General features: G+C 62.9%; 22 protein-coding genes and 1 tRNA gene. 12 read left to right on the forward strand and 11 right to left on the reverse strand.

Annotated features, from left to right (window positions below; translation table 11 throughout):
* Positions 1-290: 290 nt before the first annotated feature.
* Entirely contained in the window at positions 291-1,991 is a 1,701-nt protein-coding gene (locus YH62_RS10585) for a long-chain fatty acid--CoA ligase (RefSeq protein ID WP_046794141.1), read from the reverse strand.
* Positions 1,992-2,246: 255 nt separating this feature from the next.
* On the opposite strand from YH62_RS10585, the gene YH62_RS10590 reads away from it, so the two are divergent.
* Positions 2,247-2,639, forward strand: coding sequence for a PRC-barrel domain-containing protein (locus YH62_RS10590; RefSeq protein ID WP_046794142.1), 393 nt, complete (start codon positions 2,247-2,249; stop codon positions 2,637-2,639).
* A 117-nt stretch (positions 2,640-2,756) separates the two neighbouring features.
* Positions 2,757-3,869, forward strand: a complete 1,113-nt coding sequence (locus YH62_RS10595) for a hypothetical protein (protein ID WP_137326730.1) — start codon at positions 2,757-2,759, stop codon at positions 3,867-3,869.
* 2 nt (positions 3,870-3,871) lie between these two features.
* Here the strand turns inward: YH62_RS10595 and nadE are convergent, their stop codons facing one another.
* From nadE to YH62_RS10610, 3 genes are read right to left on the reverse strand one after another with little or no spacing between them, the layout of a single operon-like run.
* On the reverse strand, positions 3,872-4,870 hold the full coding sequence (gene nadE, locus YH62_RS10600) for an NAD(+) synthase (protein ID WP_046794143.1): 999 nt from the start codon (positions 4,868-4,870) through the stop codon (positions 3,872-3,874).
* Complete coding sequence (locus YH62_RS10605) at positions 4,867-6,417, reverse strand: class I adenylate-forming enzyme family protein (RefSeq protein ID WP_046794144.1); 1,551 nt, start codon at positions 6,415-6,417, stop codon at positions 4,867-4,869. Before YH62_RS10605 ends, nadE begins: the two co-directional genes overlap by 4 nt.
* Positions 6,418-6,439: 22 nt before the next feature.
* Positions 6,440-6,697 (reverse strand): acyl carrier protein, encoded by a 258-nt coding sequence (locus tag YH62_RS10610; protein ID WP_046794145.1) that lies wholly within the window; start codon positions 6,695-6,697, stop codon positions 6,440-6,442.
* A gap of 205 nt (positions 6,698-6,902) precedes the next feature.
* Between YH62_RS10610 and xth the strand changes: the two genes are divergently transcribed.
* Entirely contained in the window at positions 6,903-7,679 is a 777-nt protein-coding gene (gene xth / locus YH62_RS10615) for an exodeoxyribonuclease III (RefSeq protein ID WP_046794146.1), read from the forward strand.
* Here the strand turns inward: xth and YH62_RS10620 are convergent.
* The 4 genes from YH62_RS10620 to YH62_RS10635 all read right to left on the reverse strand — a co-directional run bounded on the left by YH62_RS10620 (position 7,676) and on the right by YH62_RS10635 (position 10,761).
* Positions 7,676-8,518 carry a GNAT family N-acetyltransferase gene (locus YH62_RS10620; RefSeq protein ID WP_046794147.1) on the reverse strand — a complete coding sequence of 281 codons (843 nt, stop codon included), beginning with the start codon at positions 8,516-8,518 and terminating at the stop codon, positions 7,676-7,678. The two genes, xth and YH62_RS10620, sit on opposite strands and share 4 nt — an antisense overlap.
* 13 nt (positions 8,519-8,531) lie before the next feature.
* Positions 8,532-9,485, reverse strand: coding sequence for a D-2-hydroxyacid dehydrogenase (locus YH62_RS10625; protein WP_046794148.1), 954 nt, complete (start codon positions 9,483-9,485; stop codon positions 8,532-8,534).
* A 116-nt stretch (positions 9,486-9,601) separates the two neighbouring features.
* Positions 9,602-9,677: transfer RNA gene (locus YH62_RS10630), tRNA-Thr, on the reverse strand.
* A gap of 127 nt (positions 9,678-9,804) precedes the next feature.
* Positions 9,805-10,761: a nitronate monooxygenase family protein gene (locus YH62_RS10635; protein ID WP_046794149.1), complete on the reverse strand. Its 957-nt coding sequence runs from the start codon at positions 10,759-10,761 to the stop codon at positions 9,805-9,807.
* A gap of 266 nt (positions 10,762-11,027) precedes the next feature.
* Between YH62_RS10635 and YH62_RS10640 the strand changes: the two genes are divergently transcribed.
* A complete protein-coding gene (locus tag YH62_RS10640; RefSeq protein ID WP_046794346.1) occupies positions 11,028-12,200 on the forward strand; it encodes a hypothetical protein in 1,173 nt (390 codons plus the stop codon).
* A gap of 40 nt (positions 12,201-12,240) precedes the next feature.
* Here YH62_RS10640 and ppk2 read toward each other — a convergent pair whose 3' ends face one another.
* Positions 12,241-13,122 (reverse strand): polyphosphate kinase 2, encoded by an 882-nt coding sequence (ppk2, locus tag YH62_RS10645; protein WP_046794150.1) that lies wholly within the window; start codon positions 13,120-13,122, stop codon positions 12,241-12,243.
* A gap of 218 nt (positions 13,123-13,340) precedes the next feature.
* Between ppk2 and phoR the strand changes: the two genes are divergently transcribed.
* The 7 genes from phoR (at position 13,341) to phoB (ending at position 21,057) form a co-directional block, all read left to right on the forward strand.
* Entirely contained in the window at positions 13,341-14,567 is a 1,227-nt protein-coding gene (gene phoR / locus YH62_RS10650; protein WP_046794151.1) for a phosphate regulon sensor histidine kinase PhoR, read from the forward strand.
* A 194-nt stretch (positions 14,568-14,761) separates the two neighbouring features.
* Positions 14,762-15,796 carry a substrate-binding domain-containing protein gene (locus YH62_RS10655; protein WP_046794152.1) on the forward strand — a complete coding sequence of 345 codons (1,035 nt, stop codon included), beginning with the start codon at positions 14,762-14,764 and terminating at the stop codon, positions 15,794-15,796.
* A gap of 162 nt (positions 15,797-15,958) precedes the next feature.
* Positions 15,959-17,443: a phosphate ABC transporter permease subunit PstC gene (pstC, locus tag YH62_RS10660; protein ID WP_046794347.1), complete on the forward strand. Its 1,485-nt coding sequence runs from the start codon at positions 15,959-15,961 to the stop codon at positions 17,441-17,443.
* On the forward strand, positions 17,440-18,759 hold the full coding sequence (gene pstA / locus YH62_RS10665) for a phosphate ABC transporter permease PstA (protein ID WP_046794153.1): 1,320 nt from the start codon (positions 17,440-17,442) through the stop codon (positions 18,757-18,759). The genes pstC and pstA overlap by 4 nt, the downstream gene beginning before the upstream one ends.
* A 14-nt stretch (positions 18,760-18,773) precedes the next feature.
* Positions 18,774-19,589 carry a phosphate ABC transporter ATP-binding protein PstB gene (gene pstB, locus YH62_RS10670; RefSeq protein WP_046794154.1) on the forward strand — a complete coding sequence of 272 codons (816 nt, stop codon included), beginning with the start codon at positions 18,774-18,776 and terminating at the stop codon, positions 19,587-19,589.
* A 41-nt stretch (positions 19,590-19,630) separates the two neighbouring features.
* The gene (phoU, locus tag YH62_RS10675) at positions 19,631-20,350 is read left to right on the forward strand and encodes a phosphate signaling complex protein PhoU (RefSeq protein WP_046794155.1); all 720 of its coding nucleotides are present in this window, start codon (positions 19,631-19,633) and stop codon (positions 20,348-20,350) included.
* 23 nt (positions 20,351-20,373) lie between these two features.
* Complete coding sequence (phoB, locus tag YH62_RS10680) at positions 20,374-21,057, forward strand: phosphate regulon transcriptional regulator PhoB (RefSeq protein WP_046794156.1); 684 nt, start codon at positions 20,374-20,376, stop codon at positions 21,055-21,057.
* A gap of 15 nt (positions 21,058-21,072) precedes the next feature.
* Here the strand turns inward: phoB and YH62_RS10685 are convergent, their stop codons facing one another.
* A complete protein-coding gene (locus YH62_RS10685; RefSeq protein ID WP_046794348.1) occupies positions 21,073-21,966 on the reverse strand; it encodes an aminoglycoside phosphotransferase family protein in 894 nt (297 codons plus the stop codon).
* 155 nt (positions 21,967-22,121) lie between these two features.
* On the reverse strand, positions 22,122-22,652 hold the full coding sequence (locus tag YH62_RS10690) for a GcrA family cell cycle regulator (RefSeq protein ID WP_046794157.1): 531 nt from the start codon (positions 22,650-22,652) through the stop codon (positions 22,122-22,124).
* Between the two features lie 406 nt (positions 22,653-23,058).
* Here YH62_RS10690 and YH62_RS10695 point away from each other — a divergent pair, with 406 nt between their 5' ends.
* Positions 23,059-24,255, forward strand: a complete 1,197-nt coding sequence (locus YH62_RS10695) for an aspartate aminotransferase family protein (protein ID WP_046794158.1) — start codon at positions 23,059-23,061, stop codon at positions 24,253-24,255.
* Positions 24,256-24,259 lie beyond the last annotated feature (4 nt).

Raw genomic sequence — 24,259 nt, forward strand, 5'->3', positions numbered from 1 at the left:
ATTATAGGAGTGGCAAGCGGAGTTCGCGCTCCGCTCGCCGTTTGCTTATCTGTTGAGCGTTACCCGGACGGCGACTGACCAGCCCGTCCGGGTTCTCCTCAAGGTAAGCGCGATGCTAAGCGGCCGAAACCACATCACATCACCTCCATTTTCGAAGGCAAGGCCTCTGCCAAGGTCGGTGCGGCCCATCCTCACCGACACGCCGGCTGGTCGCGGCGCATGCTGCTTTCGCCCCCGAAAACGGAAGCGATAGCAGCACACTTCATGGTTGTTTGCAATTGGCGGGTGAGCTACCCGCGCAGCTCGCGCCGGAGAATCTTCCCGACATTCGATTTCGGCAGTTCGCTGCGGAATTCGATGAAGCGCGGCCGCTTGTAATTGGTGAGATTGGCGGCGCAATGGGCCTTGAGATCGGCCTCCGTCAGGTTCGGGTCCTTCCTGACCACGAAGAGCTTCACGGCCTCGCCGGAATGCTCGTCGGCAATGCCGATCGCGGCGCATTCCAGCACGCCGGGATGCATCGCCGCGACTTCCTCCACCTCGTTCGGATAGACGTTGAAGCCGGAGACGATGATCATGTCCTTCTTGCGATCGACGATCTTGGTATAGCCCTGGCGGTCCATGTAGCCCATATCGCCGGTGCGGAAAAAGCCGTCCGCGGTTATCGCCCGGGCGGTCTCGTCCGGCCGGTTCCAGTAGCCGGCCATTACCTGCGGACCGCGAATGCAGATTTCGCCGATATCCCCCAGCGACACCTCGTTGCCATCGTCATCGCGGATGGAAATCTCGGTGGAGGAGATCGGCAGGCCGATCATGCCGGTGAATTCGGTCGTGTCCAGCCGGTTCGCGGTGGCGACCGGCGACGTCTCGGAAAGCCCATAGCCCTCGGTGATCGGGCAGCCGGTCATCTTGTACCAGCGCTCGGCCACCAGCCGCTGCACAGACATGCCGCCGCCGAAGACGAGGATCATCGAAGAGAAATCCAGCTTCTGGAAATCGGCATTGTTCATCAGCGCATTGAACAGCGTGTTCAGGCCGGGGAACACGTGGATCTTGTACTTCTGGATCTCCTTGACGAGCGCCGGGATGTCGCGCGGATTGGCGATCAGGATGTTGTGGCTGCCGGTCGCGACCCCCATCAGCGAGTTCACTGTCAGTGCGAAGATGTGGTAGAGCGGCAGCGCGCAGAGGAAGGTCAAAGCCTCCGGCCGCGGCTTGTTCAGGAAGGCGGTGGCCAGCCAGATGGCCATCTGCTCCTTGTTGGCGAGCAGGTTGCTATGGGTCAGCACGGCGCCCTTGGAGACGCCGGTCGTCCCGCCGGTATATTGCAGGAAGGCCACGTCCGAACTCGAAACCTCGACCGGTTTCAGCGTCTGCCGCGCGCCTTCGGCCATGACCTGCCTGAAATTCTTGGCCGAGGGAATGGACCACACCGGAACGAGCTTCTTGACCTTGCGGACGACGAGATTGACGATGTGGCCCTTGAGGCCGAGCATGTCGCCCATGGTCGCGACGACCACATGCCGGATATCGGTTCGGGGCAGCGCTTGCTGCACGGTATGGGCGAAGTTCTCGAGCACGAAGATGACCTTGGCGCCCGAATCCTTCAGCTGATGCTCGAGTTCGCGCGGGGTGTAGAGCGGATTGACGTTCACCACCGCGACGCCGGCGCGCAGGATGCCATAGACGATCACCGGGTTCTGCAGGATGTTGGGCATCATCACCGCCACGCGGTCGCCCTTTGCAAGCCCCTGCGCCTGCAGCCAGGCGCCGATCTTGCGGCTCTCGGCTTCAAGCTCGCGGAAGGTGAGAACTTTCCCCATGCTTGAAAAAGCTGGGCGATCGGCAAATTTTGCGCAGCTTTCCTCGAAAAGGGCGCCGAGGGACTGGTGGGCAAGTGGCGGAATCTCGGCCGGCACGTTTGGCGGGTAGGAGGCGAGCCAGGGCTTGTCGGATGCGCTGCCATCCATGCGCGCGGGCAGTTCTGTCATAGTGTTCCTCCTCCTTGTTTTTAGCCTTTCGGCGAGCTTTTCGCGGTGAAGTCCTCCACTTTGCCGCGAAAACCAGATTACGCCATGCCCCTTCTGCTTCCAATAGCAGGTTACATGATTTCAAGAGCTATATAACCTTGACGTAAACGTCAATATAGCGGTGCACGCCAGTGACTGCCAACCATCGGAACCATCACCTGAGGAGGACGTTTCCCGACGGTAGCGATCACAAGCAAATCACAAAGGAGGAACACCATGGTACATCATGAACCGCGAGCCGGGCAGGACCCCTATGTCAAGGATACGCCGATGCTTATCGCCAGCGACAAGGTCGAGGGCACGGCTGTCTACGGAGCCGATGGCCGAAGGATCGGCTCGATCGAGCGCATCCTTCTCGAAAAGCGCGGCGGTCGCGTCGGCTATGCGGTGCTGAGCTTCGGGGGCTTCCTTGGGATCGGCGATGACTATTATCCGCTGCCCTGGGAAAAACTCCACTACGACGAAGAACTCGACGGCTATCGGATCGATCTGACCAAGGAGCAGATCACCGGTGCGCCGCGCTATCGTGATCGGGATGACGAGAGCTGGTATCGCGAAAACGACCGGACGATCTACGATTACTACGGCGTGCCTCCCTACTGGATGTAGGCTGAATGAACCGGGTTTCGGAGGCTCCGCGAGCGCGGGGCCTCTTTTCGTTTGCTTAAGCCTATTCTGGCAAGCTCGGTTCCCGCACAACCTGGGGCCGGAGAGCGGGAAATGGGCATGATGAGCGACCGCGGCGGCGGTGTCCGAGATCTGGAACGGGAGGATCTGCCCTCCGTCGCCCGGCTTTTCCAGAAGACATTTCGAAATTCCGAACCTCCGCGGCCTTCGATGATCCAGTATTTTCGGGAAGTCTTCTTCGAACATCCCTGGTACGACGAGGAGATAAGATCGAAGGTCTTCGTCAATGCCGCCGGCGAAGTCGAAGGCTTCATCGGTGTCTTTCCCTCGCGGCTCGAATGGAATGGCAGGCCGATCCGTGCCGCTTTCGCGGGCTCGATGATGGTCGAAAGGCCGGAGCAGAACCCGCTGGCCGGAGCGCGCCTCCTGCGCGCCTTTCTCACCGGTCCGCAGGACCTCTCCTTGACGGAAACCGCCAATTCGCTTGCGCTCGGCATGTGGCAGAAGCTCGCCCTGCCGCTGGATATTGCCTACAGCCTGAACTGGTTGCGCGTCCTGCGTCCCGCGGCAACCGCCGTCCAGGTCATGGAGCTTTCGCTCGGAGCCGCCCGCCTTCTGAGACCGGTCGGCCGGCTTGCGGATGGCATCATGGAAAAGACCGGCCTGTCCACTTTTCGCGCTCCGGAAATCCAGGGCGGGCGCCGGGCGAATTTCTGGGATGCCTCGCGCCAGGAATTCGCCGAGACGGTGCTGAAGCTTGCGGATACCTTCCCGCTCAGGCCGCGTTGGGACAGTCAGTCGCTGCAATGGTTCATGGACCAGGCCGAGCAGAAGCGCCAATATGGCAAGCCGGTCTGGCGCATCGCTGAGTCCCGCAGCGGAGAACTTGTCGGCTGCTATGCCTATTTCGGCAGGCCCGGCGGCATCGCATGGCTGCTACAGGCGCTGTGTTCGCCGGTCGTCGCCGGCGATCTCGTCGAGGACATGTTCGCCCATGCGGATGCCGAGGGCTGCGTGGCGATCCGCGGCGCCGGCCATCCCTGGCTGACGCCGGAACTCATCAGCCGCAAGACCATGTTCTATGGCAGGGCCTTCTTCGTCGCCCATGCCAAGGATCATGCGCTGCTGGAGCCGGTCCGCAGCGGACAGGGCCTCATCAGCGGCCTTGCGGGGGAAAACTGGATGCGGCTGATCGGCGATACCTTCGACTGACCTTAGCCGAGCATGGTCACCGCCGGGCTGTGCAGGTACTCGGCCACCTTACGTTTCGAGGCGATGTTGCGCCACACGGCGTCCACCTGTTCGGGCGTAAGTCCGGCCGCGATACCCACAGCTTCGCGGGAAATCCCGTTGTCGAGGCCGTATAGGCAGAGATCCATACGGTCGTAGGAGATCGAGAAGTAATATTCGTCCTGCCCCTGCGGCAGAGACCAGGTATCGGTGGTGGGTGGCCGGCGGCGGATTTCGGCAGGCACGCCCAATGCCTCCGCAAGCTGGTAGACCTGGCTCTTGTAGAGATGGGCGATCGGCTTGAAATCGGCCGCGCCATCGCCGTTCTTGACGAAGAAGCCCTGGTCGTATTCCAGCCGGTTGGGGGTGCCGGCGACGGCGAAGTTCAGACGGTCGGCGTGATAATATTCGATCTGCTTGCGGGTCCGCTGCTTCATGTTGGCGGCGGCGATCATGCCGAGATAGACCTCGAGCGGCATGCGGTGGCGGCTCTGCTCGCCGGCGGGATTGGCGACCACCAGCCAGGAGATATTGTAGCCGCGACCCGCGAGCGCGTCCTCCAGCACCACCTTGCAGCCCCAGCCTTCGCCAAATTCCGGCACCACCTGGCGGATGAAGCCGTCGCGCCGGGCATAGCAGCCGGCGGCGGCGAGCGCGGGGCCGATATCCTCCAGCACGGTATCGACACCGACAGCTTCGGCAAGTGCACGACCCAGCCGCAGGCTTTCCGGATCGGAATCATGCTCCGGCATGAAGATGCCGGTCACCCTGTTCTGCCCGAGAGCACGGGCGCAAAGCGCCGCGGTAACGCTGGAATCGATGCCGCCGGAAAGGCCGAGCACGACGCCGCGTTTGCGAAGCCCTTTCAGCACGGTTTCCCGGATCCAGCCGCAGATGCGCTCGATCTCCGCCTCCGCATCGAGCTTCAGCGTATCGGCCGAAAAGTCTTCCGACTTCACGGCAAGCTTCACATTTCCCGTCATGCGGCATTCCCCCGTAATGTCGTTGCGTTGCCGTCTTCGGCGCTGAGGCGGATTTTCCCGGTCGTCGTCCTGGGCAGGGCATCGCGGAATTCGACGCTCTTCGGCACCATGTAATCTTCGAGCTGGCGGGCACAGTGGCGGATGATCTCACGTTCGCTGAGCAAGGCATTGTCCTCGAGCACCACATAGGCGCGGATCGCCTGGCCGAAATGCGGGTCCTCGATGCCGCCCACAGCCGCCTCGCGAATGCCCGGCAGAGCGTAAAGTGCGCGCTCCACCTCCTGCGGGCTCACCTTTTCGCCGCGTGTCTTGATAATGTCGTCGCGGCGGCTGACGAAATAGAGAAAGCCGTCGCTGTCCTCGCGGAAGAGATCGCCGGTATGGAGCCGCCGCCCATTGGCCGCCGGCGAGAGATTGAGGACGCTCGAAAGCTCGTCGCCCCAATAGCCTGCCATGACATGCGGCCCCTCGATGACCAGTTCGCCGATCGTGCCCGGCGGTACGGGAAGCCCTTCCTCGTCCACCACGAAGGCCCGCGTGCCGGGAATGGCCTTGCCGACCGAAAGCGGCCGGCGGGCAATTTCCTCCGGCGGCAGATAGGTGCCGCGCAGGCACTCCGTCTGGCCGTACATCAGGAAAATCTGCGTCGTCGGAAGCAGGTGCCGCAGCCGTTCTGTAAAGGCTGGCGGCATGGCGGCGGCCGCGCTGGTGATATATCGCAGATGCGGCAGGAAACCGGGCTCCAGGTCCTTGATGCCGGTAATGAGCGCCGCCATCGACGGCACGAGCGGGAAGCCGGTCGCTTTTTCCTCCGCCAGCCGCTCCAGGATTTTCCGGGGGAAGGCGAAGCTTTTTTCCAGCACCAGCGTTCCGCCCACCATGGCCATGGTCACGATCTGCGTAATGCCGTAGCCGAAGGAAAGCGGCAGAACGCTGAGCACGATATCGTCGGCGGTGTTGCCAAGATAGCCGCGGATCGAAAGGCAGGCGGCCTCCACATTGGCGTGCGAAAGCATCACTCCCTTGGGCCGCCCGGTCGAGCCGGACGTGTGGATCAGCAGCGCCAGCGTTTCCCCGTCCTCCAAGGCCGGCAGCTCTGCCGATGGCGTCACGGCCAGCAGGTCTTCGTAACGCAGTGTGCCATCCGGCAGCGCCTCCGCGCCGGCCACAATGACGAAAGGCCTCGTCCTGGCGAGATCAAGCGCCGCTTCCGCCGTGGCAACGAGCCGCGCCTGCGTGATGACCGCCGATGCTTCGGTACTGTCGAGGATGGCGGCGAGCTTTTCGGCCTTGATCGTCGGGTGGAGCGGGCAGGGCACGGCGCCGGCCTTCCAGGCGGCGAAGAAGGTCACCACCGCCTCATGGCCGTTTTCCAGCAGCATGAGGATACGCTCACCCGGCCGGATGCCGAGATCGATCAGGCTGCGGGCGAAGCGGTCGGAGATCTGGTCCAGTTCGGCATAGGTCAGCTGTCTGCCGCCGGCCACCAGCGCGGTCTTGCCGCCGAAGCGCCGGGCACTGTCCCTGAGCCTTGCCTCTATGCGCATCGCCCGGCCACCGTTTCGAAGGTCAGGCTGCGGCGGGCAGCTTGGAGGCCAGATAGCCGGTCATGCTGTCGATACTGTCGAGGTTTTCCGGAATGATCTCCTCATCGGCGACCGTGATGCCATAGGTCGTTTCCAGGAAGGCGATGAGTTCGAGGACGCCGGTAGAGTCGATCACCCCGCTTTCCAGCAGCGACTGGCTGTTGGAAACCTCCGCATCGGCGCGAAACAGGAAATTCTCGGCGATGAATTCGCGCACGGCGGCCTCAAAGCGTTCGGTCATCGAACAGTCCTCTCCAAAAGAAATCGTCCGCGCATGCTCATGCCGGTGAAGCGGCAAATACATGCGCGGCTTTTTACTGTGTTCATCTTGCGCGACAGTCCTGAATCTTTCGCTAATCCATCCCGTTTGTTTTGAGGGATTCCCGATTTTGCATCCAAAGACGCCCTCGCGCGTTGTTTCGCGAACTCAGTCAGCCGGGACAGGCATGAAGATCGCGACCTTCAACGTGAACGGCGTCAACGGCCGCCTCGATCTCCTGCTCGAATGGCTGGAAGAGGCCAGGCCCGATGTCGTCTGCCTGCAGGAACTGAAGGCGCCGCAGGAGAGGTTTCCCGCCGCGGCGATCGATAGGGCAGGCTACGGTGCGGTCTGGCACGGGCAGAAGAGCTGGAACGGCGTTGCGATCCTTGCCCGCGATGCCGATCCGATCGAAACCCGCCGGGAGCTTGCCGGCGATCCCGAGGACAGCCATAGCCGTTATATCGAGGCGGCAGTGCGCGGCGTTCTCGTCGCCTGCCTCTATGCGCCGAACGGCAATCCCGCACCCGGACCGAAGTTCGATTACAAGCTGCGCTGGTTCGAGCGTTTCCTCCTCCATGCGGCCGCACTTCTGGAAACCGGCGCGCCTGTGGTGCTTGCCGGCGATTTCAACATCATGCCGACCGATCTCGACGTCTATGCGCCGGAGCGCTGGCGGGACGACGCGCTGTTCCGGCTGGAGGTCCGCGCGGCCTTCGCAATGCTTCTCGCGCAAGGCTGGACCGATGCCATCCGCACGCTCCACCCGGATGAACGCATCTACACGTTCTGGGATTATTTCCGGAACGCCTGGGGCCGCAATGCGGGTCTGAGGCTTGATCACCTGCTTCTCAGCCCGTCACTCGTGCCGAACCTGCGGAGCGCTGGCGTCGATCGGCATATGCGCGGGCGGGACCGTGCCAGCGATCATGCGCCCGCCTGGATCGAACTCGATGCTGTCTAAACGAGGCTGAGCGCCATTTCCGATTGGGTCATCCTGCTCTTGCGCCAGCCGATGCGGCGCATGAACCGATCGAAGAGGCCTTCCGGCAGGTTCTCGATGATATAGAGCTTGCGCCCGGGATAGAGCCCGGCAATCCCATCGGCCAGTGTCCGCCCCATGCCCTGCCTGCGGTATGCGGGATCGACGGCGAGGCCGTAAAGCCGCACGTCCTTGCCGCTGTCGTCCAAGAGCGCCGCCGCCTTGCCGTCGAAGGTGAAGCCCTTCAGCGGCGCCGCCCCCTTGCGGAAGCAGCGGGGATCGGTCTGCCAGGTGGGATTTGCATCCGCGAAGCGCTGGAGCATGTCCACCGCCATCTCGATGCCGCATTCGGCGGCTCGTCCCGCCTCCTGTGCGGCAAGCTTGCCGCTACGGCCGAAGCCCACCAGCTTGCGCGTCACCTCAAAGCCGAGGCCTCTGTAAAGTGCAGCGGCGCGCTCGTTGGAATTGATGACTTCCAGCACGAGCTTCCGCTCGCCGCGCTTTCGTGCCGCTTCGATCGTTTCCAGCATCACCTGCCGCCCGAAGCCCTTGCCGCGGATCGACGGGCCGACGCCAAGCGCGCTGATGCGGGAGATGTCGCCACGTCTCGCCACGAGCAGGATGCCGGCGGGTTTTTCGCCGTCGAAGAAGACTTCGCTGGCATCTAGGTCGATATCCTCGCGCTGGATGCGGAGGCGCAGCGCTTCCGGCTTTACGTTCACTGGCACCACATAGCCGGCGAAACCCTCGGTGAAACCGGCGGCGGCTTCCTCCAGGCTGCAGCCGGAAAGAAGGCGGCTTGCGCCTGACACTCTATCCATGTCCGAGCTCCTCTCACAGGGCGTTGGAAGGACTGCCTTTCTCGAAATTCTCGATATTGCCGACCACCTGCGCCCAGAGCGCCTGCATGGCCTCATCGCTCGCCCAGGCGACATGCGGGGTGACGATTACGTTCGGCCGCTCCAGCACTTTCAGCAGAGGATTGTCAGGGGCCGGCGGTTCTTTGGTCAAAACGTCGAAACCCGCTCCGGCGATGAGGCCTTCGTCGAGCGCCTGCACCAGCGCTGCCTCGTTCACCAGCCCGCCGCGCGCCGTGTTGATGATGAGCGGCTTCCGCTTCATCCTCTGGAATTCCGGCATGCCGATCAGGTCGCGCGTCGCAGGCGTCAGCGGCATGTGCAGGGTGATGATGTCGGCCGTCTCGATAACCTCGTGGAAGGGCGTGTAACCGGTCTCGATCGAGCTGGCGTCCTTGCGGGCCGCGAAGACCGGCTTTATGCCGAAGGCCTCGCCGATCCGAGCCACCGATTTGCCGAGCGCGCCGCGTCCGAAAATGCCGAGCACCGAGCCGGATAGATCGCGGATGGGATGATTGAAGAAGCAGAACTGGTTGGCGCGCTGCCACTCGCCGGCGATCACGTCCTGCCGGTAGCCGGTGATCGAGCGCCTGAGCGCGAAGATCAGCGCGAAAGTATGTTCCGGCACGGTGTTGACTGCATAGCCCCGGACGTTCGAAACGGTGATGCCGCGCTCCTTGGCGGCGGCAAGGTCGATCACGTCGTAGCCCGTCGCCGTCACGGCGATCATCTTCAGGCGGCTCGCCCCGGCAATCGCATCGGCCCGGATCGGCGCCTTGTTGGTGACCGCGATATCGGCATCCGCTATGCGCGCGGCCACGTCCTCGGGAGCCGTCTTGCCGTATTCCACCCATTCATGGGGAAAATCCGGCCGGTCGATCGAAACCGACGGGCCGATCGTGTCCCGATCCAGGAATACGATTTTCAGCATTCTCCACCCCGCATCACCGTCTTATGCGGTCGATCTGTAGATCATCCAGAAGAGACAGGAAATAGGGGAACGGCTTCGCGGCCTGTCTGGCTGGTGGGGAAGATGGAATTGGAGAATGGTGCCGCTTACGTGACTCGAACACGTGACCCCATCATTACGAATGATGTGCTCTACCGACTGAGCTAAAGCGGCCCTGGCAGCGCCGGGGGCCGGGCTGCAATGTGATGCGGCTGATACAGGCAATGTCTTGCGATTTCAAGATGGGATTCGCCTGTAAGAATGATTTTCCCGATGAAGGCGGTCATCCTCCGAATGCCCGTCAGGTGACAAGCCGCTTGCGCGCCGCGAGATATTCCCGTTCCAGCCGGTCCACGAGCGCCGAAACCGGAACGATCTCGTTGACCGCGCCCACGCCCTGGCCCGCGCCCCAGATTTCCTTCCAGGCCTTGGCGCCGGTCGTGGCCTTCTCGAAATCCATCTTGGAGGGATCGGCAAGCGGCAGGGCGTCCGGGTCCATGCCCATCGCCCGGATCGAGCCTTTCAGATAGTTGCCGTGGATACCGGTGAAATAGTTCGAGTAGACGACGTCGGCCGCATTGCTGTCGACGATCATCTGCTTGTAGCCGTCGATGGCGCGCGCCTCGTCGGTGGCGATGAAGGGCGAGCCGATATAGGCCATGTCGGCCCCCATGGCTTCCGCCGCCAGGATCGCCCCGCCCGTGGCGATCGCCCCGGCAAGCAGCACCGGCCCGTCAAACCACTGGCGGATTTCCTGCACCAGCGCGAAGGGCGAAAGCGTACCGGCGTGGCCGCCCGCGCCGGCCGCCACCGCGATCAGCCCGTCGGCGCCCTTGCGGATCGCCGAATTGGCGTGCCGGTTGTTGATGACGTCGTGCAGCACGATGCCGCCATAGGAATGCACCGCCGCGTTCACCTCCGGCACCGCGCCGAGCGAGGAGATGACGATCGGCACCTTGTATTTCACACACAACATCAGGTCGTGTTCCAGCCTCTTGTTGGAGGTATGGACGATCTGGTTGACGGCAAACGGCGCCGCCGGACGCTCGGGATGGTTTGCATCATGGGCGGCAAGCTCTTCCGTGATCATCGCCAGCCATTCGTCGAGCTGGCTTTCCGGCCGGGCGTTGAGCGCGGGAAAGGAGCCGACGACGCCCGCCTTGCACTGCGCGAGCGTCAGTGCGGGGTGCGAGATGATGAACAGCGGCGAGGCGACGACCGGCAGGCGCAGCCTCTCTTTCAGTACCGGCGGAAGCATGGCGGAATGAACCCTCCCGAATTACGTTTACGCAAACGTAAGAATGACTAGCAGATGCATCGCTCCACGAAAAGCCGGTGGAAAAAATTCTAGTGCGCCGCATTGCCAACAACATCGCCGGCTTTGTGCTTTCAAGGCGGGGCCATGGAGGGTACGGAAAAGCTTGCGGAAAATGCCTCGCGCTTGCAGTTCCGCGGAGGAAAGATTAACCAATCGTGAATGTCCGTGATCCTGCGGAACACGAAGAGAAGAATGAAGGACCGGCAGTGAGCGGTTTGGAAACGGCCATCAGGAATGCGCTGGAGCGTTCGGACCGGACGGACGCGGAGACCCGCGCCCGTATCTATCAGTCCGCGCGCGAGGCGCTGGATGCGGGGTTGCGTAAGCAGGGCGTGACGGATACCCAGGTGGTGGCCGCCCAGCGGCAGCGGCTGGAAGGAAAGATCCGCGAGATCGAGATGGAGGAGCGAGGCCGCGTGGCGCAGCCTGTGGCGCCGCAACCGCCCGTTCCGCAGCAGCCTGCCGCTCAGTTCTCCGTCGATCCGCCCGTGGCGCCTGTCACCAGGGTGCCCGAGCCGCATGGAGGCGTGCTCCTTGGCGGGCAGACCCGCGACGCGAGCCCGAAACCGGCAGGTCCCGCCGCCGCACCAGTACTCGCACCCGCCGGCGATCTCGGCAGCCTCGGTGCCGCACGCCCGGAACGGGCAGAGCCGGCGCCGGAACCGAAGGCTGCCGACCGCAAGAGAAGCGGGCGTACCGCCGATCGCGACCTCGATGTTCCCCCCGAACGGGCCGCCAAGCCGCGCCGCCGGCGTGGCTGGGTGTCGCGGCTTGCGGTCTGGGGCCTTTGCCTTGCCGTTCTCGGCGGTGCTGCCTGGTGGGTCTACAGTTCCGAGATCGTGCAGGGAGTGATCCGGCAGGCCACCAATGCCGGCGGGCAACCGGCAACCGGCAACGGCGCGCCGGAACTCGATCCGCAGCAGGGCTTTTCCGCCGATTGGGCCGAGGTTTTCGTGCCGGAGAACATGGCGGCACTTCAGCCGGCCGCTCAGGCGAGGCTGGAAGCCGTCGCCGCTTCGGAAGGCCCGGCTGTTCGCATCCTTTCCGCTACGCCGAACGAGGCCGGCGATGTTGCGGTCCAGGTGCCGGTGGAGCTCCTGAGGGAGATGGCCGGCAAGAGCTCGACCGTTGCGTTGACGCTGCAGTCCGGCGCGAACCGTTCGGTGCACCTGGCGGTGCGCTGCGATTTCGGAAGTCTCGGAGACTGCTCGCGCCACCGCTTCACCGCAACGCAGGAAAAGACGGACGCTCTCTTCCAGGTGAGCTTCGATCGCTCGCTCGTGCCCAACAGCCCCGGCCGCATCCTCATCAATACGGGGCTGGACGGCCCGGACCAGCCGCTCCTGCTCTATTCGGTCCGCATCCTGCCCGGCCAGTAAGCCCGGTTGCCAGGTAAGCCGGTTACTTGAGGAAGCCCAGTTACTTGAGGAAACCAGGGCCCGTTCCGAGAATCTTGCCGTCGATCTCGCCGATCGCCTGCTTGTCCTTCCCCTCGTAGTCCAGCGAGCGGAGAATGTGGCGGATGACATTGATGCGGGCCCGGCGCTTGTCGTTGGCCCGCACCACCACCCAGGGAGCCTGGTCCTTGTGGGTCCTTTCCAGCATCACGTCGCGCTTCTCGGTGTAGTCGTCCCACTTGTTCAGCGCGGCGATGTCCATCGGCGAAAGCTTCCACACCTTCAGGGGATCGTGCCGGCGGTCGTGGAAGCGCTTCAGCTGCATCTCGCGGCCGATGCTCAGATAGAACTTGTGGAAGAGAATGCCCTCATCCACGATCGTATCCTCGAAGCGGGGCGTTGCCTTCAGGAAATCCTTGTACTGCTGGGGCGTGCAGAACCCCATGACCGGCTCTACGCCCGCGCGATTGTACCAGGAGCGGTCGAAGAGCACGATTTCGCCGGCTGTCGGGAAATGCGCGATATAACGCTGGAAATACCACTCGCCGGCTTCCGTCTCGGTCGGCTTGTTGAGTGCGACCACCCGCGCCGAACGAGGGTTGAGATAGGCGTGGATCGAGAAGATCGTGCCGCCCTTGCCGGCCGCATCGCGGCCCTCGAAGAGCGCCATGAGCCGCTTGCCGGTAGCCTTCAGCCAGAACTGGACCTTGACGAGCTCGATCTGGAGTTTTTCCAGTTCCTTGTTGTATTTGTCCTTGTCCATCTTGTCGTCGTAAGGGTAGTCGCCCGAGGCGAGCGCCTTGTCCTCAATCCAGCCGGGAAGCTTGGGGTCGTCGATGTCGAAGAGGCGCGTCTTGCCGCCGATCTCCAGTTCTACCGTTCGGCTCTGGCCGCTTGCATCCATGATTGTCCTCTCCCTTTCTTCCTCGATGGCGGGCGCCGCTGCCCCGGCCTTACCGGGCGTTTCGCGAATGCAATTTATACTCTATCCCCACTCGGACAATGTATATCTGTCATGATAGGGCTATATGAGCGCCCGTTCATCGGTCGAGATGTGGGATTGCGGCTTTGGAAAGAGTGCTGACGAGATGGCGGCAGGCCGGGAGGGAGTTTCTCCTCCATTTGGCCGAAAGGGTGGAGAGGGAACGGATTCTTCTCCTCCTCGTCTCGCTCCTGGCATTGCTGGCTTTCGTCCTGGGGCTGACGGGCATCGAGGCCGCGCTCGGCTGGCTTTTGCTGGGGACGGCCATTCTCGCCCGCGCGCCCGCCGCCGAGCCTGATGAGGCGCCGGCCGTGGAGCCTTTCGAACCGCGGCGGATTTCCGATCCGCTGCCGGATGTCGCCGCAACGCTCGGCGCACTCGATGCGCCCGCTTTCGTGCTCGGCCGCGATGCGACCGTTCTCTTCCAGAACCGCGCCGCCGAAAAGGCGTTCGGCACCCTGCCGCCCGGCTCGCATATCTCCGCCCGGCTCCGTTCGCCGGGTATTCTCGACATGGTGCGCGAAACCATGGCGACCGGCGAACCCAATCAGATCGAGCATTCCGAGCGCCTGCCTTCCGAGCGGGTCTTCGTCCTGCGGATCGCCCCCATCGAGCTTGCCGAACCGCCACCGACGGCGGGAAAGCTCTATCTCCTGTCCTTCCGCGACGTATCGGAATTGCGCCGCATCGACCGTATGCGTTCGGATTTCGTCGCCAATGCCAGCCATGAACTGCGCACGCCGCTCGCATCCTTGCGCGGCTTCATCGAAACCCTGCAGGGGCCGGCGCGTGCCGATCCTGCCGCGCAGGATCGCTTTCTCGGCATCATGCTCGATCAGGCCACCCGCATGAGCAGGCTCGTGGACGATCTGCTTTCGCTCTCGCGGCTGGAGCTGAAATCGCACATCGCTCCGGATGAGAGCGTCGATCTGGTGCCACTGCTCGGCCATGTGAGGGACTCGCTCGTGCCCTTGGCCGACGATCTCGGGGTCGAGATCCGCATGCATCTGCCCGAAGGCAAGGTCGAGGTGCTCGGAGATCGCGACGAACTCGTTCAGGTCTTTGAAAACCTTATCGAGAACGCCTGCAAATACGGGCAGGAGGGAAAGGCCGTCGACGTGTACCTGCGCAACGACGCGTCTCAGCCCGTCGAGGTGAGCGTCGTCGATCAGGGACCCGGCATTCCGGCCGAACATGTGCCGCGCCTCACCGAGCGGTTTTACAGGGTCAGCGTGGCCGACAGCCGGTCCAAAAAAGGCACGGGATTGGGGCTTGCGATCGTCAAGCATATCCTCACCCGCCATCGCGCCAGGCTGCTCGTCAGGTCCGAAATCGGCAGGGGAACGGACTTCACGGTGCGCTTTTGACATGAAACCGTGAAGGTTCCACGGGTAACTGAAATTTTTACTTATAAATCAAATGCTTATGTTGTCACAAATGTTTCATCGAACTGACATAAAAGGGAGATGCAACAGCGGCTAAGAGAGGCGAGCCGAAGTGTCGGCGAGAGCGAGAGCCGGTAACGGCCGCATTCACACAAGCCCATAATGGGAGATTTCTGATGAACATCGTGAAACTTTCTGCAGCAGCCCTCGTGGCCTCCGTCGCGTTTGCCGGCGCTGCCGCCGCGCGCGATCAGGTCCAGATCGCTGGCTCCTCCACCGTTCTTCCCTATGCAAAGATCGTCGCAGAAACCTTTTCCGAGACTTTCCCGGACTTCAAGGCTCCGGTCGTCGAGTCCGGCGGCACCGGCGGTGGCCTGAAGTCCTTCTGCTCGGGCGTGGGCGAAGGCACGATCGACATCGCCAATGCCTCGCGCGCCATCAAGGCAGACGAGCTGGCCGCCTGCAAGGCAGCCGGCGTGGCCGACGTCCAGGAAGTCAAGATCGGCTATGACGGCATCGTCTTCGCGACCGACGCCAGCAATGGCGACATGAAGATCGAGCCGAAGGACCTCTACACGGCTCTCGCCGCTGAAGTGGTCGTCGATGGCAAGCTCGTCGCCAACCCCTACAAGAACTGGTCCGAGATCAACCCGACCCTGCCGAACGGCCCGATTGCCGCTTACATTCCGGGTTCCAAGCACGGCACCCGCGAAGTCTTCGAAGAGAAGATCATGGCTGAAGGCTGCAAGGAAGCCGGCGCGCCGGAAGTCATCAAGGCCGCCATCACCGATGCCAAGCAGGCTGCCGCCAAGTGCGTTGCAGTCCGTAAGGATGGCGCGGCTGTCGACATCGACGGCGACTACACCGAAACGCTGGCTCGTATCGCCGCCAACAAGACCGGCCTCGGCGTATTCGGCCTGGCTTTCTATGAGAACAACAAGGACAAGCTGAAGGTCGCAACCGTTTCGGAAGTCGTTCCGACGACCGAAACCATCGCCAATGGCGAATATCCGGTTTCCCGCCCGCTGTTCTTCTACGTGAAGAAGGCTCACCTGGGCGTCATTCCGGGCCTCAAGGAATATGTCGAGTTCTTCCTGTCTGACGACATGGTCGGCCCCGACTCTCCGCTGGCGGAATACGGCCTGGTTGCTGCTCCCGAAGATCAGCGCGAAGCTGCTCGCGCTGCCTTCGAAGCAGGCACCACGATGTAATCAACAACCCGGCGGGCGCCTTGACCGGCGCCCGCCGGGTTTTGCCGGCTGCGGCACGATAAAGATCTCAAGTATTGTCATCGCCGGCTGTGCTCCGGAAACAGCTATTGACGCGCCATGGCATCGTGAATGTCGGCGCATGGCATGCCGAGGAAGCTTCTTATGAATACTTCGATCCTTTTGCTGATCCTGGCGTTGATCGGCATTGCCAGTTATCTCGCGGGCACGCGCCGGGCGGTTGCGCTTGCCGGAGGCCGTTCGTCCGACATGCATTCGCGGCCGGGCTATTACGGTTCCTATGTCCTGATCTGGGCGCTTCTCCCGGCAGCTCTTGTTCTTGCCCTGTGGTTGGCCATCAGCCCGCTGCTCGTCAACTCGGCCGTCCGCAGCGAATTTCCCGAAGAAGTGCGTGCGCAGCCGCAAGCGTCCCAGAGCCTCGCTTATGGCATGGTCAGCACGATCGCGCGCGGGCTGCAGGTTCTGACGCCCGAGGAGCGGGAGCAGGTGACGGCGGGTACGGCGGATGTCCGGCCGCTTCTGGCGAGCAGGGGCGTGGCGATCGCCGGCGATCCCGAGCCCTATATGATGGAGGCTGCGCAGACCCTAAATGGCCTGAGTGCCACGAGCCGCTTCGGCATGATCGCCACCGTGCTGGCTGTTGCGATCGGCGGGCTGCTGCTTGCCTATCGAAGAATCGCGCCCCGTTTCCGCGCCCGTAATCAGGTCGAAAAGGTCATTCTCGGTGCGCTGGTCGTCGCCTCCTCCATCGCCATCCTGACGACCGTCGGCATCGTCTTCTCGATGCTGTCCGAGGCGATCCAGTTCTTCACCATGGTGCCGGCCTCCGAATTCTTCTTCGGCACCGTCTGGGACCCGCGCTTCGCGGCTGCCGGCGCGGCCGACTCCGCAGGCCAGTTTGGTTTGATCCCGCTCTTGGCCGGCACGCTCTATATCGGCGCCGTGGCCATGGCGGTCGCCGTTCCGGTCGGCCTTTTCTCGGCGATCTACATGGCGGAATACGCATCCCCGCGGTTCCGCTCGGTGGCAAAACCGCTGCTCGAAGTGCTCGCCGGCATCCCGACCATCGTCTACGGCTTTTTCGCGCTCACCACGGTCGGCCCGTTCCTGCGCGATATCTCCGCGCAGATCAACGAGCTTGCGACCGGCAACTACCAGAACTTCATCCAGGCCCAGAGCGTCATCACGGCGGGCTTCGTGATGGGCATCATGCTGATCCCCTATGTGTCCTCGCTTTCGGACGACATCATCACGGCGGTCCCCCGCGCGCTCCGCGACGGTTCGCTGGGGCTCGGCGCCACCAAGTCGGAGACCATCAAGCGCGTCGTGCTTCCGGCGGCCCTGCCGGGCATCGTCGGCGCCATCCTGATGACGGCCTCGCGCGCCATCGGCGAAACCATGATCGTGGTTCTTGCCGCGGGCGTTGCCGCGCGCATGCAGTTCGATCCCTTCGAGCCGATGACGACCGTGACGGTCAAGATCGTCAGCCAGTTGACGGGCGACCTCGAGTTCACCTCGCCGCAGACGCTGGTTGCCTTCGCACTGGGCATCACGCTCTTCACCATCACGCTCTGCCTCAACATCTATGCGCTCTATATCGTCCGCAAATACCGGGAGCAGTACGAATGACCGACGCAATCACTCCCGCAGCGATACCGGCCAGCGCGGCACCCCCGCGGCGCGATATCGGCATCAAGCGCCGCTACGCCGCCGAGCGACGTTTCCGCGCCTATGGAATTGCGGCCATTTCCTTTGGCCTCCTCTTCCTCTTCCTGCTCCTGTGGTCGGTTGTTTCGAAGGGCTATACGGCCTTCCAGCAGACCACGATCACCATTCCGGTGGAGTTCTCCGAGCAGATCATCGATCCGGATAACGAGCGGCAGACCGATCCCCGCAAGCTGATGACCGCCAACTATCCGAACGTGGCGCGCAACGCGCTCGCCAAGGTACTCGGAGTTTCGACCGATGACCGCGCGGCGCTTCGCGAGGTGAACGGTCTGATCTCGGACAGCATCCGCACGCAGCTCCGTGATATGGTCATCGCCAATCCGGCCATCATCGGCACCACGCAGACCGTTTCCCTGCTTGCGCACGGCAATGTAGACTCGATCTTCAAGGGGCAGGTCGATCTGACGGTCGGCGAGCAGAACCGCCGTATCAGCGATCGCCAGGTCGGCTGGATGAACGAGCTTTCGGCGAGCGGCGCGCTCGCCAAGCAGTTCAACGCCGGCATCTTCGTGAACGGCGCCTCCAGCCGTCCGGAAGCCGCCGGCGTCGGCGTGGCGCTGATCGGCTCCTTCTACATGATGCTGATCGTCCTGGTGCTCGCGCTGCCGATCGGGGTTGCCGCCTCGATCTATCTTGAGGAGTTCGCCCCGAAGAACAGGTTCACCGATCTGATCGAGGTGAACATCAACAATCTCGCGGCCGTTCCCTCGATCGTCTACGGTCTTCTCGGCCTCGCCGTCTTCATCAACTTCATGGGGCTGCCGCGCTCGGCTTCGCTGGTCGGCGGCCTCGTCCTGACGCTGATGACGTTGCCGACCATCATCATCGCCACCCGCGCGGCGCTGAAGGCAGTGCCGCCGTCGATCCGCGCTGCGGCTCTCGGCCTCGGCGCGTCGAAGATGCAGACGATCTTCCACCACGTGCTGCCGCTCGCCATGCCAGGCATCCTGACCGGCACGATCATCGGCCTTGCGCATGCGCTCGGCGAAACTGCGCCCCTGCTCTTGATCGGCATGGTGGCGTTCGTGGCAAACTATCCGACCACGCCGCTCGATCCTTCGACGGCGCTGCCGGTGCAGATCTACATGTGGGCGAACGAGGCGGAACGTGCCTTCGTGGAACGGACCTCCGGAGCGATCATCATCCTGCTCCTGTTCCTCCTGGTTATGAATGTCGGCGCAATTCTCTTGCGGCGCCGGTTTGAGCGGCGCTGGTAGAAGGAGTAGACACGATGAACATGATGTCGGAAGCCGCAGTTGAGAAGGCGTTGGAACAGAAGATGAGTGATGTTTCCCACAAGATGATCGGCAAGGATGTTTCTGTGTATTACGGCGAGAAGCGCGCGCTTTTCGACGTGAACCTGAACGTCCGGGAAAATACGGTGACGGCGCTGATCGGCCCCTCCGGTTGTGGCAAGTCCACCTTCCTGCGCTGCCTCAACCGCATGAATGACACGATCGAAAACTGCCGGGTGACGGGTAAGATCACGCTCGATACGGACGATATCTACGACAAGGAAATCGATGTCGTCGAACTTCGTGCCCGCGTCGGCATGGTCTTCCAGAAGCCTAACCCGTTCCCGAAGTCGATCTACGAGAACATCGCCTATGGTCCGCGCATCCATGGGCTTGCCAGAAACAAGGCGGATATGGACCAGGTGGTCGAGGCGAGCCTGCAGCGTGCCGGCCTCTGGTCGGAAGTGAAGGATCGCCTGCACGAATCCGGTACGGGCCTTTCGGGCGGTCAGCAGCAGCGTCTTTGCATCGCCCGCGCCGTCGCCGTCTCGCCGGAAGTCATCCTGATGGACGAGCCCTGCTCGGCGCTCGACCCGATCGCCACCGCCAAGGTCGAGGAACTGATCCACGAGCTTCGCGCCAACTACACGATCGTCATCGTGACGCACTCCATGCAGCAGGCTGCGCGCGTTTCCCAGCGCACCGCGATGTTCCATCTCGGCCAGCTCGTCGAGGAGAACGATACCGACAAGATGTTCACCAATCCGGATGACCAGCGCACCCAGGATTACATCATGGGCCGCTTCGGCTGATCGGGCGCTGGTGGTGACCCCCGAATTTTGAGGATAAGACCATGGCTTCGACACATATCCTGTCGGCTTATGACGAAGAGCTGAAATACCTGACGCGCCGCATCTCCGAAATGGGCGGCCTTGCCGAGCAGATGTGCGCGGATGCCGTCCGCGCGCTCGTCAATTCCGATACGGCGCTCGCCCAGAAGGTCATCTCGGACGACGTGATCCTCGATCACGCCGAGCGGGAGATCCAGGACAAGGCGATCGTCACGATCGCCAAGCGCCAGCCGATGGCCGCCGATCTGCGCGAAATCGTCGGCACGCTGCGCATCGCTGCCGACCTGGAGCGCGTCGGCGATCTCGGCAAGAATACCGCCAAGCGCGTCATCGCGGTTCAAGGCACCGGGGTCCCGCGCAAGCTCGCCCGCGGTATCGAGCACCTTTCCGAACTCGCGCTCGTTCAATTGAAGGAAGTGCTCGACGTCTTCTCCAATCGCTCCGTGCAGAAGGCCGAGGCCATCCGCCAGCGCGACGAGGAGATCGACGCGATGTATACGTCGCTGTTCCGCGAACTCCTCACCTACATGATGGAAGACCCGCGCAACATCACCACCTGCACGCACCTCCTGTTCTGCGCCAAGAACATCGAGCGCATCGGCGACCATGCGACCAACATTGCCGAGACCATCTACTACATGGCCACCGGCGCCCAGCCGGAGGGAGAACGTCCGAAGGATGACACGTCGAATACCGTCGGCGCAGTCCTGACCAATGAGTGAATGCTGACGGAGTAGAGGTGAGAATGCAGCCCAAGATCGTGGTCGTGGAAGACGAAGAAGCGCTGAGCGTGCTTCTTCGCTACAATCTCGAAGCCGAGGGCTACGAGGTCGATACCATCCTGCGCGGTGACGAAGCCGAGTTGAGATTGCAGGAACGTGTGCCGGACCTCCTGGTCCTCGATTGGATGCTGCCGGGCGTTTCCGGCATCGAGCTTTGCCGCCGGCTGCGCATGCGGCCGGAAACGGAGCGGCTTCCGATCATCATGCTGACGGCCCGCGGTGAGGAAAGCGAGCGGGTGCGCGGCCTCGCGACGGGAGCGGACGATTATGTCGTGAAGCCGTTCTCGACGCCCGAACTGATGGCCCGCGTAAAGGCCATGTTGCGTCGCGCCCGCCCGGAAGTGCTCTCCAGCGTCCTGCGCTGCGGCGATATCGAGCTCGACCGGGAGACACATCGCGTCCACCGCAAGAGCCGCGAAGTGCGCCTCGGTCCGACGGAATTCCGCCTCCTGGAATTCCTGATGGCATCGCCCGGCCGCGTCTTCTCGCGCTCCCAGCTTCTCGATGGCGTCTGGGGGCACGATATCTACGTGGATGAGCGGACCGTGGACGTGCATGTCGGCCGCCTGCGCAAGGCGCTCAATTTTTCCAACATGCAGGATGTCATCCGCACCGTCCGCGGCGCGGGCTATTCCATGGAGGCTTGAGCCTCGCCCGGCTGCTTACAGCGGCCGGGTGTTTGACTTGAAGCCCATGACGGACCTTGCCCAGAATTCCGCGCTCCGGATCATCGTCGGGGCGTGCTCGGGGTCGTCGGCAAGTTCGGCGAGCTCGGAAAGCCGGTGCATGCCGGAAAGGACCGCGACCCGCTTGCGGTCGATCCTCCGTCCCGTCTCCGCCTCGTAGGCGGTAATGATCCGCTCCGTCAGGTCCGATGAGACGAGATTGGAATAGATGAACTCCTGGTGCAGCGGTCCGAAGCCGGAATCGGCGAAGTCGTAGATGCCGTTCAGTTCCTGGTGCTCGTGGTCGAAGGCCATGTTCCAGCCATGGCCGTCGAAAAAGCCGTAAGTCTCGCCGTAGGGGTCCGGCTCCAGGGCTTCGAAAGCGTCGATTGTCGAGGCACCAAGCGCGCGCAGTTCCTCCGGCAAGGCGGGCAGGGCCTTGGCGCGGATTTCGGCAGGCGGGAACCAGGGCTTGATGGGCCTTGCGCCGGCCTCGGTCATGCGCCGGTCGTCGATCCTATGGAGCTCCGCATAGAAAAGCCCGAGCGCCTGGCCGAGTTTCTCCCTGGCCGCTTCGGGAAGCGCGTCATATTCCGCCGTCACCAGATGCTCGCCCGAAAGCTTTTCGTGTCTCGAGAAAAGCGGCGGGCTGGGGTGGATGCGTAAATCCGGCACAGGCAGCGAAACGGCGTGCCGGATCACCGCCAGCAATCCGGCTTCGCGCAACAGCCCCTCTTTTCCGGCCTCGTGTCGCGGAAACTTGAAGATCCAGCGATCGTCGACATCCACCGCCACGGAATCCCACCCGGCCATGGCGAGCCGAAAGGAGGAGCCGGCGAGATCGGGAAAGGCCGCGATGATAGCGGCGCGGTATGTGTCGAGGTCGGTCACTTCCATCTTTCAGGTCCCTTGCAAGTCCTCGAAAGAAAAAGCCGTCCAAACGGGTTTGGACGGCTTCGATGTCGCATTCGGTTCGGTAGTGCCAAGCTTAGAGCATGTCGCGCAAAAGTGTGAAGCGGTTTTGCGAAAACGACATAAGCAAAAACTTAGGCCCGGGCCGCTGCCTTGCGGCGATCATGCACTGGCTGGTAGGCAAGGCGGGCATGATAGTTGCAATAGGGCGAGGAATCCGGGCTGTCGCAACCGCAGAAGTGGAAACCTTCCTTGAGCGGGTCGCCGACCGGCCATTTGCAGGTGCGTTCCGTCAGCTCCGTCAGCGAGAGCCTGCGGGAGATCGGCACCACCACGTTGCGCGCGGGGATGAATTCCATCTCCTCGGCCGTATCGATCTCGATCTCTTCCTTCAGCATGGTCGCGCCGACAGCGCGGGCAACCGTGCGGGTGGTAACCCGGGACGCATAGTTCGGAGCGCGCGGAGCGGATGTGGTGCGCTTGGTGGCGCGGTTCGTGGCCACGGTGCCGCCGGCCTTTGCGCGGCCGGGCAGGCTGAGCCGGTGAACCTTGCCGATCACCGCGTTGCGGCTTACTCCGCCGAGCTGCGCCGCGATCTGGCTTGCGCTCAGGCCTTCCGACCACAGTCTCTTGAGTTTCTCGACGCGTTCGTCTGTCCAGTTCATGCCCGTTCTCCGCCTTTGGACGTTGCCGGCAGGCAGAATCCTTCACCCTTGGCTCGAAGTCATTCGAGCCAGCCACTACATCTATACGTTGGGTGACTAGTTCCGCCGCATGCAGTCTAGTAATTGATGTTTAACCTAGTGTGAGGCTGACTCCGTGGCAAGAGTCGGAGGAATCTGCGGGAATCGATTTCGGGGTTTTCCCCAACTTGCTTTCGGGGAGAGTCTTTTTTGTCACAGGTGGCGGTTGCGGCATGTGCCGCCGATAGCCCGAAAATGCCGAGCTTTTATTGACATCAATCCCCGAAATGGGGATAGTGCCCGCGCCGCCCTCCGGGCGGCATTTTTGATTTTTTTGCCACCGAGATCGCCTGATACGAAACGCGATTGCCGAAGGAGAAATGTCGCCATGGCCGAAGCCGCGCTCTACGACACCTATGCACGGGCGCCTCTGCGCTTCGAGCGAGGCGAAGGGGTCTGGCTGTTCACGGAGACGGGCGAGCGCTATCTCGATTTTGCGGCTGGCGTCGCGGTGAACTCGCTGGGCCACGCCCATCCTCACTTGGTGGAGACCTTGAAGAGCCAGGCGGAGAAGGTCTGGCACCTGTCGAACCTCTATGAGGTTCCGGGCCAGGAAACGCTCTCCCGCCGGCTGACCGCCGCGACCTTCGCGGATAAGGTCTTCTTCACCAATTCCGGCGCGGAAGCCCTGGAATGCGCGATCAAGACGGCGCGCCGCTACCAGTATTCCAAGGGGCACCCGGAGAGGTTCCATATCGTCACCTTCGAGGGCGCCTTCCACGGCCGCACTCTGGCGACGATCGCCGCCGGCGGTCAGGCGAAATATCTCGAAGGCTTCGGCCCGAAGGTCCAGGGCTTCGACCAGGTTCCCTTCGACGATCTCCCGGCTTTGAAGGCGGCTGTCACCGAGGCGACCGCGGCCATCCTCATCGAGCCGGTGCAGGGCGAGGGCGGTCTGCGCACGGTTTCCAAGGATTTCCTGCGGGCGCTGCGCGCACTTTGCGACGATAATGGCGTTCTTCTGATCTTCGACGAGGTGCAGTGCGGCGTCGGCCGCACCGGCAAGCTCTTCGCCCATGAGTGGGCAGGCGTGACGCCGGATATCATGGCGGTCGCCAAGGGTATCGGCGGCGGCTTTCCGCTCGGCACCTGCCTCGCGACGGCGGATGCCGCTTCCGGCATGGTCGCCGGTACGCACGGCACGACCTATGGCGGCAACCCGCTCGCCATGGCGGTCGGCAATGCTGTCCTGGATGTCGTGCTGGAAGATGGTTTCCTCGATCACGTCCGGGATGTGGCGCTGGTCTTTCGCCAGGGCCTGGCAAGCCTCAAGGACCGCTTTCCGGATATCGTGGAGGAAATCCGCGGCGAAGGGCTGATGCTCGGCATCAAGGCCAAGGTGCCGTCCTCCGAACTCCTGCTGGCGATGCGCGACGAGCACATCCTCGGCGTTCCGGCAGGCGACAACGTCATCCGGCTTCTGCCGCCGCTGGTGGTAACGGCGGAGGAGGCTCGCGAGGGTCTTGCCCGTATCGAAAAAGCGGCGGAAAAGCTCTCCGCCGCCCGCATGAAGAAATCGGCCTGAGGGC

Origin of the sequence: Rhizobium sp. LC145 (genome assembly GCF_001005825.1) — a bacterium.
Lineage (GTDB): Bacteria > Pseudomonadota > Alphaproteobacteria > Rhizobiales > Rhizobiaceae > Neorhizobium.

Bases quoted from the DNA above. Each gene is read 5' to 3' on its own strand.
- YH62_RS10585 (WP_046794141.1), bottom strand. From the start codon at position 1,991: ATGACAGAACTGCCCGCGCGCATGGATGGCAGCGCATCCGACAAGCCC.
- YH62_RS10590 (WP_046794142.1), top strand. From the start codon at position 2,247: ATGGTACATCATGAACCGCGAGCCGGGCAGGACCCCTATGTCAAGGAT.
- YH62_RS10595 (WP_137326730.1), top strand. From the start codon at position 2,757: ATGATGAGCGACCGCGGCGGCGGTGTCCGAGATCTGGAACGGGAGGAT.
- nadE (WP_046794143.1), bottom strand. From the start codon at position 4,870: ATGACGGGAAATGTGAAGCTTGCCGTGAAGTCGGAAGACTTTTCGGCC.
- YH62_RS10605 (WP_046794144.1), bottom strand. From the start codon at position 6,417: ATGCGCATAGAGGCAAGGCTCAGGGACAGTGCCCGGCGCTTCGGCGGC.
- YH62_RS10610 (WP_046794145.1), bottom strand. From the start codon at position 6,697: ATGACCGAACGCTTTGAGGCCGCCGTGCGCGAATTCATCGCCGAGAAT.
- xth (WP_046794146.1), top strand. From the start codon at position 6,903: ATGAAGATCGCGACCTTCAACGTGAACGGCGTCAACGGCCGCCTCGAT.
- YH62_RS10620 (WP_046794147.1), bottom strand. From the start codon at position 8,518: ATGGATAGAGTGTCAGGCGCAAGCCGCCTTCTTTCCGGCTGCAGCCTG.
- YH62_RS10625 (WP_046794148.1), bottom strand. From the start codon at position 9,485: ATGCTGAAAATCGTATTCCTGGATCGGGACACGATCGGCCCGTCGGTT.
- YH62_RS10635 (WP_046794149.1), bottom strand. From the start codon at position 10,761: ATGCTTCCGCCGGTACTGAAAGAGAGGCTGCGCCTGCCGGTCGTCGCC.
- ppk2 (WP_046794150.1), bottom strand. From the start codon at position 13,122: ATGGATGCAAGCGGCCAGAGCCGAACGGTAGAACTGGAGATCGGCGGC.
- YH62_RS10655 (WP_046794152.1), top strand. From the start codon at position 14,762: ATGAACATCGTGAAACTTTCTGCAGCAGCCCTCGTGGCCTCCGTCGCG.
- pstC (WP_046794347.1), top strand. From the start codon at position 15,959: ATGAATACTTCGATCCTTTTGCTGATCCTGGCGTTGATCGGCATTGCC.
- pstA (WP_046794153.1), top strand. From the start codon at position 17,440: ATGACCGACGCAATCACTCCCGCAGCGATACCGGCCAGCGCGGCACCC.
- pstB (WP_046794154.1), top strand. From the start codon at position 18,774: ATGAACATGATGTCGGAAGCCGCAGTTGAGAAGGCGTTGGAACAGAAG.
- phoU (WP_046794155.1), top strand. From the start codon at position 19,631: ATGGCTTCGACACATATCCTGTCGGCTTATGACGAAGAGCTGAAATAC.
- phoB (WP_046794156.1), top strand. From the start codon at position 20,374: ATGCAGCCCAAGATCGTGGTCGTGGAAGACGAAGAAGCGCTGAGCGTG.
- YH62_RS10690 (WP_046794157.1), bottom strand. From the start codon at position 22,652: ATGAACTGGACAGACGAACGCGTCGAGAAACTCAAGAGACTGTGGTCG.
- YH62_RS10695 (WP_046794158.1), top strand. From the start codon at position 23,059: ATGGCCGAAGCCGCGCTCTACGACACCTATGCACGGGCGCCTCTGCGC.